The organism is Xenophilus sp. Marseille-Q4582 (genome assembly GCF_916700565.1).
Classification (GTDB): domain Bacteria; phylum Pseudomonadota; class Gammaproteobacteria; order Burkholderiales; family Burkholderiaceae_C; genus Xenophilus.
Window position 1 is genome coordinate 108,491 of the sequence record NZ_CAKAKO010000007.1, and the last position, 11,510, is coordinate 120,000.

Annotated in this window: 7 protein-coding genes and 2 rRNA genes (1 of these 9 cut by a window edge); 1 reads left to right on the forward strand and 8 read right to left on the reverse strand. The window is 64.5% G+C overall.

The genetic code is table 11. The features are described from left to right. Positions 1–17: 17 nt before the first annotated feature. From LG388_RS24990 to LG388_RS25010, 5 genes are all read right to left on the reverse strand, one after another. Positions 18–1,085 carry a type II asparaginase gene (locus LG388_RS24990; protein ID WP_225785289.1) on the reverse strand — a complete coding sequence of 356 codons (1,068 nt, stop codon included), beginning with the start codon at positions 1,083–1,085 and terminating at the stop codon, positions 18–20. Between the two features lie 170 nt (positions 1,086–1,255). Further along, entirely contained in the window at positions 1,256–2,824 is a 1,569-nt protein-coding gene (gene lnt, locus LG388_RS24995; protein ID WP_225785290.1) for an apolipoprotein N-acyltransferase, read from the reverse strand. After that, a complete protein-coding gene (locus LG388_RS25000; protein WP_225785291.1) occupies positions 2,821–3,699 on the reverse strand; it encodes an HlyC/CorC family transporter in 879 nt (292 codons plus the stop codon). The genes lnt and LG388_RS25000 overlap by 4 nt, the downstream gene beginning before the upstream one ends. Before the next feature lie 112 nt (positions 3,700–3,811). Beyond that, positions 3,812–4,555, reverse strand: a complete 744-nt coding sequence (locus tag LG388_RS25005) for a GNAT family N-acetyltransferase (protein ID WP_225785292.1) — start codon at positions 4,553–4,555, stop codon at positions 3,812–3,814. Between the two features lie 22 nt (positions 4,556–4,577). Continuing rightward, positions 4,578–5,426: a triacylglycerol lipase gene (locus LG388_RS25010; RefSeq protein WP_225785293.1), complete on the reverse strand. Its 849-nt coding sequence runs from the start codon at positions 5,424–5,426 to the stop codon at positions 4,578–4,580. A gap of 238 nt (positions 5,427–5,664) precedes the next feature. Between LG388_RS25010 and LG388_RS25015 the strand changes: the two genes are divergently transcribed. Continuing rightward, the gene (locus LG388_RS25015; RefSeq protein WP_225785294.1) at positions 5,665–7,356 is read left to right on the forward strand and encodes an AMP-binding protein; all 1,692 of its coding nucleotides are present in this window, start codon (positions 5,665–5,667) and stop codon (positions 7,354–7,356) included. A 28-nt stretch (positions 7,357–7,384) separates the two neighbouring features. On the opposite strand, the gene LG388_RS25020 is transcribed toward LG388_RS25015, so the two are convergent. From LG388_RS25020 to LG388_RS25030, 3 genes are all read right to left on the reverse strand, one after another. Beyond that, positions 7,385–8,746 carry an IS5 family transposase gene (locus LG388_RS25020; protein ID WP_225781640.1) on the reverse strand — a complete coding sequence of 454 codons (1,362 nt, stop codon included), beginning with the start codon at positions 8,744–8,746 and terminating at the stop codon, positions 7,385–7,387. A 236-nt stretch (positions 8,747–8,982) separates the two neighbouring features. After that, positions 8,983–9,095, reverse strand: a 5S ribosomal RNA gene (rrf, locus tag LG388_RS25025). Positions 9,096–9,221: 126 nt separating this feature from the next. Continuing rightward, a 23S ribosomal RNA gene (locus tag LG388_RS25030) occupies positions 9,222–11,510 on the reverse strand; it runs 582 nt beyond the window's last position.

An 11,510-nucleotide genomic window follows, 5' to 3' on the forward strand; every position in this document is an offset into this window, starting at 1 on the left:
ACCGCCCGGCGGGCGGTTCAATATTCCCAGAACACGCGCTGCAGGTCGGCCGTGCTGAGCGGCTTGGTCAGCGCGACCATGGCCAGGATGCGGGCCTTCTGCGGGTTCAGGTCGTGCGCGACCACCCAGTCGTACTTGTCGTCGGGCTGCTCGGCGTTGCGCAGCACGAAGCCGCCGGTGTTCACGCGCGAAGAGCGGATCACCTGCACGCCGTCGGCGCGCAGCTTCTGCAGCGCGGGCACCACGCGGTCGGCGACCGAGCCGTTGCCGGTGCCGGCGTGGATGATGGCCTTGGCGCCCTTGCCGATGGCCTCGTAGCTCGAGGCGGGCACGTTGCCGTAGCCATAGGCGATGTCGACCTGCGGCAGCGCCGTGATCTCGTCGATGTTGAACTCCGACTGCGTGGTGTGGCGCTTGACCGGCGCGCGGAACCAGTAGTTCTTGCCCTCGACGACCATGCCCAGCGCGCCCCACTGGCTCTTGAAGGCTTCGGTGCGGATGTTGATGGCCTTGCTGACGTCGCGGCCGCTGTGGATCTCGTCGTTCATCGTCACCAGCACGCCCTTGCCCTTGGCGTCCTTGCTGGCGGCCACGTTGACGGCGTCGTACAGGTTCAGCGCGCCGTCGGCCGACAGGGCCGTGCCGGGGCGCATGGAACCGACCACCACGATGGGCTTGTCGGTGCGCACCACGAGGTTCAGGAAATAGGCCGTTTCCTCGAGCGTGTCGGTGCCGTGCGTGACCACGATGCCGTCCACGTCGGGCTGTTTGACCAGCGCCGACACGCGCTTGCCCAGGGTGAGCAGGTTGTCGTTGGTGAAGCTCTCCGAAGCGATCTGGAACACCTGCTCGCCCTTGACGTTGGCGACCTTGGACAACTCGGGCAGGCCGGCGATGAGCTTGTCCACCGGCACCTTGGCGGCGGCGTAGGTGGCGCTGTTGGCGGCCGAGGCGCCGGCACCCGCGATGGTGCCGCCGGTGGCCAGGATCAGCACGTTGGGCAGTTGCTGGGCCTGGGCGAGGGCGGCGCTGGCCAGCAATGCGGCGGCGGTCGCGAACGCGCGGAAATGGTGCGTGATGAGCATAGGAAGTCTTTGTAGGAGGGGTGTTCTGGAGGCCGCCTGCTGGCGGCGCCGCGGAAGATACAGGAAGCATGCCCGCCCGCGCATGCCGCCTTGACATGCCGGGATGCGCGCCGCAGCGTGCTTGTATCGGGCTGTGACGCGCCGCGGCCCGGGCGGGGCCGCGGCGATGCTCAACCGGGCCGGCCCGGCCGCCGCCTGGCCAGCACCGCGCCCCCCAGCAGGCACAGCCCCCACAGGGGCCACAGGCCGAAGCGCGACACCCACCACGCGAAGGGCGTGAGGCCCGTGCGGCCCTCGACCTCGGCCTCGAGCACGCCGCGCGTGTGGCGCGGCAGTTCGTGCGTCACGCGGCCGCGGTGGTCGATGGCCACGGTGGCGCCGGTGTTGGTGGCGCGCAGCATGGGGCGCTGGAACTCCAGCGCGCGCATGCGCGAGATGCCCAGGTGCTGGTCGATGGCCACCGTGTTGCCGAACCAGGCGATGTTGCTCACGTTGAGCAGCACGGTGGGCGCCTGCGCCGCGTCGCGAAAGCCCGCCCCGATCTCGTCGCCGAACAGATCCTCGTAGCAGATGTTGGGCGCGATGCGCTGGCCTTGCCACTCGAAGCGCGGCTGGTCCAGCCCGCCGCGCTGGAAGTCGCCCAGCGGGATGTTCATCAGATCGATGAACCAGCGAAAGCCCGGCGGGATGAATTCGCCGAAGGGCACCAGGTGGTGCTTGTCGTAGCGGTAGGGCTGCGCCTGCCCCGGCGCGAAGGCCAGCACGGTATTGCTGTAGGCGCCCGGCCGGTCTTCGAAGGGCAGGCTGATCAGCGCCGCCTGCCGGCCCTGGGTGTAGCGCTGCGCGATCGTTTCCAGATAGCCCGGCGGCAGCTGGCGCGGCAGCAGCGGCAAGGCCGTCTCGGGCGTGACCACCAAAGGCGCTGTGGCGGCCTGCAGCTGTTCCCCGTACCAGCGCAGCGCCGTGGCCACGCCCGTGCCGGGGATGAATTTCTCGTCCTGCGGGATGTTGCCCTGCAGCAGGGCCACGCGCAGCGCGCCGGCCGAGCTCTGGCCGCCCGCGCGGTTCAGCCAGGCGTTTCCGGCCAGCGGCAGCAGCGCCAGAAGGGCGATCACCGCCGCGCCGGCCAGATGCAGGCCCCGCGGCTTCCGATTTCGACGCGGCGCCAATGCTGCAACGGCCGCGAGCCAGGCCGACACCGCCCCCACGCCGTAGACACCCAGCCAGGGCGCATAGGCCGCAAGCGGCCCGTCCAGATGCGCATAACCGCCGGCGCCCCACGGGAAGCCCGTGAACCAGCTGCCGCGCACCAGTTCGGCCAGCGTCCACATCAAGGCGAAGAAGAGCGCGGCGCGCACCGGCGGGTCGGGCGAGCGCCGCACGAAGACCGCCGCGGCCACCGCGTAGTACAGCGACAGCGCGCCCGCGAGCGCCAGCACGGCCAGGGCGGCCAGCGGTGCCGGCAGGCCGCCATAGGTGTTCATCGAGATGAACAGCCACCAGAAGCTGCCCACCAGCCAGGCGGTGGCGAACAGCCAGCCGTGCCAAGCCGCACGCAGCCAGCCCGCACCCCGTGCGCGCAACCCGTCGAGCAGGACGACGAAAGCGGCCAGCGACAGCCACTGCAGCCAAGGCTGCGGCTGCCCGTCCCAGGGGGAGGCGATGGACGCGGCCTGCGCCAGGCCCGCGAGCACGAAGCCCAGGGGGCGCAGCCCGGCGAAGCCGCGCAGCGGGCTCAATCGGCCGGCTCGTCGCCGCGTGCGGGCGACACCTTGAACCAGCGCACGGCCCCGCCCTTGGTGTGCAGCACCAGGAAGTCGAAGCCGCCCACCACATGGCGCTCGCCGCGCTTGGGCACATGGCCCATCTCGTGCGCGATCAGGCCGCCGATGGTGTCGAAGTCCTCGCTGAGCTGCTCGGCGTCGAAGGTGATGCCGAAGGCCTCGCCCACGCGCTCGATGGGCGTGTCGCCGCTCACGCGGTAGGTGTGGTCGGCCAGGCCGAAGATGTCGCCCTCGTCCTCGGCGATGTCGAACTCGTCCTCGATCTCGCCGACGATCTGCTCGAGCACGTCCTCGATGGTGATCAGGCCGGCCACGCGGCCGAACTCGTCGATGACCACGGCCAGGTGCTGGCGGTTGCCGCGGAATTCGCGCAGCAGGTCGTTCAGGCCCTTGCTCTCGGGCACGAAGGTGGCCGGGCGCAGCAGCGCGCGGATGTTGAGCCCCGGCGAGCGCTGCAGCTTGAGCAGGTCCTTGGCCAGCAGGATGCCGATGATGTTTTCCTTCTCGCCTTCGTAGACCGGAAAACGCGAGTGCGCGGTGTCGATGACGAGGTGCAGCAGGTCTTCGTAGGGCGCGTCGATGTTGACGAGGTCCATGCGCGGCGCCGCCACCATCACGTCGCCGGCCGTCATGTCGGCCATGCGCAGCACGCCTTCGAGCATCACGCGCGAATCGGCGCCGATGATGTCGTTGTCCTCGGCCTCGGCCAGGGTTTCGATGAGTTCGTCGCGCGAATCGGGGCCGGGGTTGATGAACTCGGCCAGCTTCTGGAAGAAGCTGCGCTTGTCGTCGCGCACACCGTGCGCGCGCTCGGGATGAGGGTCTGCCACTGCGGGAGGGCGGTAGTTGCGGAGGGCCAAGGATAGCGGATGTCCTCTTCACCTCCATGGGCGGTGGCGATCGGAACCCCTGGCCCGCCCGCCGGGCCGCCGCAGGCGGCGATCAGCGGCCGGACTGTTCGCGCGCCGACTGCACGCCGCTGCGCACTTCCTGCACGCCCGACAGGAAGGACCAGAACTGCTTGGCCCGCGCCTTGAGCTGGTAGTCCACCTCGGCGTAGTGGTCCAGCGCGATCTCGTTCATGCGGCTGTCGAAGGTCGCCTTGGGCAGCACCAGGTGGGCCTCGGACTCGGAACCGCTGCGCTCCACGGTGGCGCCGGCCTTGCGCGCGATCTTGAGCATGGCGGTGTTCTCGCTCAGCGCATGGATGAACAGCATGCCCACGCCTTCGTTGCGGGCAGTGACCACGGCCCGCTCGAACAGGCGCGCGCCGTAGCCGCGGCCACGCGCATGCGCCGACACCGACACCCCGAACTCGGCGCAGTCGCTGTGCTGATCGGCCGGCGCGAAGGCCAGGTGCGCCATGGCGATCAGGTCCAGCCGCCGGTTGTGGATGCCGAACAGTTCGTCGCGCTCGAAATCCAGGCCTTCGACATAGCGATGCACCTGCTCGTCGGAAGCGGCATAGCCGAAGCGCAGGTAGCGGTCGCGCGGCGACAGCTCCAGCAGGTGCGTGAGGATGCGGCCCCGCTCGCGCGGCCCGATCGAGCGGATCGGCAGCAGCACGGGCGGCACGTACGCGCTCGGCGCCGCCGGGCCGGCAGAAGCGTCGGGCGCCACCACGGCAGGCCGCAGGAAGGCCCCGGCACCCAGGGCGGCCTTGAAAAGGGTCTTCACGGATTGCATGGTGGCGATTTTAGGGTTTTCCCTAGGTTTGGGTGCACGCCGGCCAAGTGTCCGTCCGCACCCGAGGACTTTTTTCCTCGTCCCCGGTGGGCGCGCCCGCGCAGGACGGCTCGTCCAGCATCCCCAGCGTCTGCCGGCGCAGTTCGGCATCGAACACCAGTTCCACGTGCGCCAGCCGGTGCGCAGACCGATGGCGGGCGCCGGGCAGGCAGGCGCGCGCCGCCGGGAACACGATGTTGTCGCAAAGCGAGTACCAGCAGGTGAAGCGCAGGCGACACGCTGCGGACAAGCCTGAGCCGGGGGCCTGCGACCCGGCGCGGCCTGGCCGCATCTGGCGCGCGATTCCGAGCAGGTCGGCCGCGGCAAGCCCGGTGCCGCCGAAAGGGGTTCCGAAAGTCACCACGGCGTGCACGGCGTCCGGCGCGTCGGCCTGCGTGCACAGCCAGGCCTGCGCGACCAGCCCGCCCATGCTGTGGCAGACCAGCAGCGGCGGCACCCCTGTGGTCGCGCGCACTTGCCGTACGGCCGCGTCCAGCGCCGGGACGTGGCGCTCGACCGGTCCCCAGGGCGGCTGAAGATTCAAGGCGACGTAGCAACGACCCTGCCGATGCAGTTCGCGCAGCCAGGGCGCCCACAGGGCCCGATTGCAGCAGAAGCCATGCACCAGCACCACGCCGCGCCGGCCAGGGGTGGGAGCGAGCCGGTCCGGCCAGGCGTGTGCGCGAAAGGGCTGCAGCCAGCCGAAGACGCGGATCGCGAGCCGGCATTCGGCCCACCAGGCTCGCGCGATCGCCCGCCAACCCGGGGCTTCAGCATCGCGGCGGTTGACCCGGGCCGCCCAGAGGAATTCGCAGCCGAGCAGCGCCGGCATGCCCGCCAGCGGCAATGCGGCAGCGGCCCACGCGACGGAAGCACCCGTTTGCGCCCCCGCCCACAGCCAGCCACCGCACCAGAGCAAACCGGCCGCGATCAGGAGGCGCCACGTCCAAGCAACCATGAAGCACTATCGCACGGGCGACAGCGGAACGCGAAGCCTAGGACAAGCCCTGTGGGCCCGCCCATGGGCATGGCCACAATGCGCTTGACCCTTGGAAAGAGAGACGAGAAGCATGCATCCGAATGAGATCGCGAACTATCCCGAAGGTGTGCCGCGCGACATCGATCCCTCCCGGTTCCGCTCCCTGCGCCACCTGTTCGAGTCGGCTTTCGAACGCCATGGCGACGCGCCTTTTTCGGTGTGCATGGAACGGTGGATGCGCTACAGCGACCTGGAGCGCCTGTCGCGCGCGATGGCCGGCTGGCTGCAGTCCCTGGGCCTGGAGCCCGACGCGCGCGTGGCCATCATGCTGCCCAACGTGCCGCAGTTTCCAGTGGCGATGGCAGGCGTGCTGCGAGGCGGCTACACCTGCGTCAACGTGAACCCGCTGTACACCGCCCGCGAGCTGGAGCATCAACTCAACGATTCGGGTGCGACGGTCATCGTCATCCTCGAGAACTTCGCCCACACGCTGCAGCAGGTGCTGCCGCGCACCGGCATCCGGCATGTGCTGGTCACGGCCATGGGGGACGAACTGGGGGGCCTGTACGGGGCCTGGATCACGGCGGCCGTGCGGCATCTGGCCAAGATGGTCCCCGCCTACAAGCTGCCGCTGGGCCGCGGGCGCACCGTGACGCCCTGGCCCGCGGCCCTGGCCGCCGGCGCACGCCAGAGCCTGGGACCGGACCGCAGCACCCTCGATTCCATCGCCTTCCTTCAATACACGGGCGGCACCACGGGCCTTTCCAAGGGCGCCGTGCTGACGCACCGCAACATCGTGGCCGCCACGCTGCAGGCCGAAGCCTGGTTCACGCCGGCGCTGCGCAAGGCCGGCGATCCGCGTCAGGTCAACGGCATCGCCGCACTGCCGCTGTATCACATCTTCGCGCTGACGCTGTGCCTCCTGGCCATCCACCAAGGCTCTCGGCTGACCCTGATTCCGAATCCCCGCGACATCGGCAAGTTCATCGCCACGCTCAAGAAGCGCCCCTTCCACATGCTTCCGGCCGTGAACACGCTGTTCAACGGGCTGCTGAGCCATCCGGCCTTCAAGACGGTCGACTTCTCCAGCCTTTTCGTGTCACAGGCGGGAGGCATGGCAGCGTCGGAGGGCACCGCCCAACGCTGGTTCGAGGCCACGGGATGCCCCATGATCGAAGGCTGGGGCATGAGCGAGACCTGCGCCATCGGGACCAACAATCCCGTGACGAACACCGCGTTCACCGGCACCATCGGTCTGCCGCTGCCGGGCATCGACATCGCGATCAAGGATGACGCTGGCCAGACACTGCCCCACGGCCAGCCCGGCGAACTGTGCATCAAAGGCCCCAACGTCATGCGCGGCTACTACAACCAGCCTGCGGAAACAGCGGCCGCCTTCACCGCCGACGGCTTCATGCGAACGGGCGACATCGCGATCATGTCGCCCGACGGCTACTCGCGCATCGTCGACCGCAAGAAAGACATGATCCTGGTCAGCGGCTTCAACGTCTTTCCGAACGAGCTCGAGAATGTGATCTCGCTGTGCCCCGGCGTGATCGAATGCGCCGCGGTAGGTGTCCCGGACGAAAAACAGGGTGAAGCCATCAAGGTCTTCGTCGTACGGCGCGATGCCAGCGTGGACGAAGAAATGGTCATGCGCTATTGCCACGACAAGCTCACGGGCTACAAGCGCCCCAAATTCATCGAATTCCGCGATTCGCTGCCCAAAACGAACGTCGGCAAAATTCTGAGGCGGGAACTGCGCTCACCCGGTGGACACTGACGAAACTACCGAGTCAGCCCTGAACAATTCAGTTGTCAGCTACAGATAGGCTGACGTCGCCAGGAGCGGCCAGCAGTGCGGCGATGACCGCCTGCATCGATAACCCGAATCGGGCGCAATAAAGCCGCAGCGCGGCCAGGATCAGGCGCAGGTTATGCCCGGCACCGCACATCACCGCGTGCAGCGCATCGCCCAGCGCACCCTTGAGCGGGTTGCGGCCCAGCCGCCCGTCCATCTTCATGTGCCCAATGGCCGGTTCGATGGCGCTGCGCCGCTTGATCATGGCCCTGAGCGTTCGGGTGATGCCCCGCTTTTGGCCCGACATCAGGATGCGCACACCTTCAACTTTCACACCCCGGTAGCCCTTGTCCACGATTGCCGTGGCGGGCGGCCTGTCCGTGCCAGTGAGGATGCCCACCTGCTCCAGTGTCTCAGCCAGGGTGTGGCCGTCGTAGGGGTTGCCCGGCATGGAGCGCATGCCCACCACCAGGCCTTCCTTCAACGTGGTAGCGATGCTGACCTTCACGCCGAACTCGTACGGTGTCCTGGCTTTGCCTTTGCTGATGCATTCGACCTCGGGCGCGTGCAGGGCGTACAGCTTGTTCTTGTCCTTCGTGCGTTGACTGAGGATGCGGCCGGTGCGCTGCAGCAGGTCTTGGACCTTGGCCTGGGCCGCTTCGGGCAGCATGTGCAGTTGGCGGGCCACCTCGCGGTGCACGCGGCCAACCCGGGTGCGCAGTGTGCGAACGGCCTTGTTCATGCGCTTGAACTGCTTGGCGTGGGCGTAGCGCCCGATCTGCGCGGCCAGCCGTGGGGCGATGCGGTTGTAGTTCTGGCGCAGTTTCAGCCCATTGCCCTCGGCCACCTTGACCAGGTGCTGGCGGCTTCGCTCCAGCAGGCGGCTGTCGGTGGGGTGAGCGATAGCCTTGGGCATCACCGTGGTGTCCACGATCACTTGCTGCACGCTGGCTTTCTTGATGACGCCACCACGCCGGGCGGCATCGATGCTGGCCGCCAGCAGCATCTCCACGCCTTCTTCCCCAACGCGCTTTCTCCAGCGCGTCAGGCTGGACGGGTCAATGGGCAGCTCGGTCTGCAGGTAGGTCTCGCCGCAGAAGAACTGCCAGTATGGGTTCTCCACCCAGGTGTTGACCACCGCCTCGTCGGAGGCATCGAAGGTGTGCTGCAGGTACAGCAGCCCGGCGACCAGGCGCGGCGCCAAGGCGGGCCGCCCGCGCCCCGAAGTGAACGACACCGCGAACGTGCGCTCGATCTCGGCCCAGTCGATCAGCGCGCCCAGCCTGACCAGCGGATGCTTCATGTTGATCTGCTCGTCCAGTCGTGGACGAAACAACTCGCCCGTTTGCGGCTGCGAAGGCTTCGGACCCATCGGACTCCCCGGAGAAATTTGCAAGAAAACAGGCACTGGCAAGACCATACCTTGCAAATCCCGCGCCCATCAACTCGAAGAACAACCAGTCAGATCAAGGGCTTGCGAGTTGTTCAGGGCGGACTACCGATGTATCCGGCTTGGGACTCCAGCGGCAGAACTTGTGATGCACTGAAGGGAAATCCCAAAAGCAAAAATCCCAGCCGACAGATGGTCAGCTGGGATTTTCTATAAAAGCCTGACGATGACCTACTTTCACACGGGAGTCCGCACTATCATCGGCGCTGAGTCGTTTCACTGTCCTGTTCGGGATGGGAAGGAGTGGGACCAACTCGCTATGGTCATCAGGCATAACTGTTTGCTTGGCGTGACTTTGGGGTCACGCGAAGCGAATTCATAGAGTCTGATCAGCTTTTAATTAGTTTTGACTGCGTCACTTGGCATAACAGCCTTGATGCTTTTTGATCAAGGTTATAGGGTCAAGCCGCACGAGCAATTAGTATCGGTTAGCTTAACGCATTGCTGCGCTTCCACACCCGACCTATCAACGTCCTGGTCTTGAACGACTCTTCAGGGGGCTCGAGGCCCCGGCAGATCTCATCTTGAAACGAGTTTCCCGCTTAGATGCTTTCAGCGGTTATCTCTTCCACACTTAGCTACTCGGCAATGCCACTGGCGTGACAACCGATACACCAGAGGTGTGTCCACTCCGGTCCTCTCGTACTAGGAGCAGGCTTCCTCAAATCTGCAGCGCCCACGGAAGATAGGGACCAAACTGTCTCACGACGTTTTAAACCCAGCTCACGTACCTCTTTAAATGGCGAACAGCCATACCCTTGGGACCGACTACAGCCCCAGGATGAGATGAGCCGACATCGAGGTGCCAAACACCGCCGTCGATATGAACTCTTGGGCGGTATCAGCCTGTTATCCCCAGAGTACCTTTTATCCGTTGAGCGATGGCCCTTCCATACAGAACCACCGGATCACTATGTCCTGCTTTCGCATCTGCTCGACTTGTCAGTCTCGCAGTTAAGCACGCTTATGCCATTGCACTATCGTCACGATGTCCGACCGTAACTAGCGTACCTTCGAACTCCTCCGTTACGCTTTGGGAGGAGACCGCCCCAGTCAAACTGCCTACCATGCACTGTCCCCAACCCGGATAACGGGTCTAGGTTAGAACCTCAAACACACCAGGGTGGTATTTCAACGTTGGCTCCACCAAAGCTAGCGCTCTGGCTTCAAAGCCTCCCACCTATCCTACACAGATCTGTTCAAAGTCCAATACAAAGCTACAGTAAAGGTTCATGGGGTCTTTCCGTCTTTCCGCGGGGAGATTGCATCATCACAAACATTTCAACTTCGCTGAGTCTCAGGAGGAGACAGTGTGGCCATCGTTACGCCATTCGTGCAGGTCGGAACTTACCCGACAAGGAATTTCGCTACCTTAGGACCGTTATAGTTACGGCCGCCGTTTACTGGGACTTCAATCAAGAGCTTGCACCCCATCATTTAATCTTCCAGCACCGGGCAGGCGTCACACCCTATACGTCCACTTTCGTGTTTGCAGAGTGCTGTGTTTTTAATAAACAGTCGCAGCCACCGATTTTTTGCAACCCGTTCATGCTCCGTTGCTCACTTCACACTACTAGGGCACACCTTCTCCCGAAGTTACGGTGTCAATTTGCCGAGTTCCTTCTCCTGAGTTCTCTCAAGCGCCTTAGAATACTCATCTCGCGCACCAGTGTCGGTTTGCGGTACGGTCGTATGCAGCTGAAGCTTAGTGGCTTTTCCTGGAACCTCGTTCACTCACTTCGCGAGCAAGCTCGCTCGATCGCTGGCCTCGGTATATGTGCAGCGGATTTGCCTACTGCACGCCTACATCCAGCTAAACCAGGTAATCCAACACCTGGATGAGCTATTAAGATCCGTCCCCACATCGCACTGCATATCGGTACAGGAATATTGACCTGTTTCCCATCAGCTACGCATCTCTGCCTCGCCTTAGGGGCCGACTCACTCTACGCCGATGAACGTTGCGTAGAAAACCTTGCGCTTACGGCGAGCGGGCTTTTCACCCGCTTTAACGCTACTCATGTCAGCATTCGCACTTCTGATACCTCCAGCAGCCTTTACAAGCCACCTTCACAGGCTTACAGAACGCTCTCCTACCACGTGCAATAAATTGCACATCCGCAGCTTCGGTAACTGGCTTAGCCCCGTTACATCTTCCGCGCAGGACGACTCGATCAGTGAGCTATTACGCTTTCTTTAAATGATGGCTGCTTCTAAGCCAACATCCTGACTGTTTTAGCCTTCCCACTTCGTTTCCCACTTAGCCAATTTTAGGGACCTTAGCTGGCGGTCTGGGTTGTTTCCCTCTTGAGTCCGGACGTTAGCACCCGGTGCTCTGTCTCCCAAGCTGTACTCTTCGGTATTCGGAGTTTGCCTTGGTTTGGTAAGTCGCCATGACCCCCTAGCCAAAACAGTGCTCTACCCCCGAAGGTAATACTTGAGGCACTACCTAAATAGTTTTCGGAGAGAACCAGCTATTTCCAGGTTTGTTTAGCCTTTCACCCCTATCCACAGCTCATCCGCTAGTTTTGCAACACTAGTCGGTTCGGACCTCCAGTACCTGTTACGGCACCTTCATCCTGGCCATGGATAGATCACCTGGTTTCGGGTCTACACCCAGCGACTGAACGCCCTATTCGGACTCGATTTCTCTACGGCTTCCCTATTCGGTTAACCTTGCCACTGA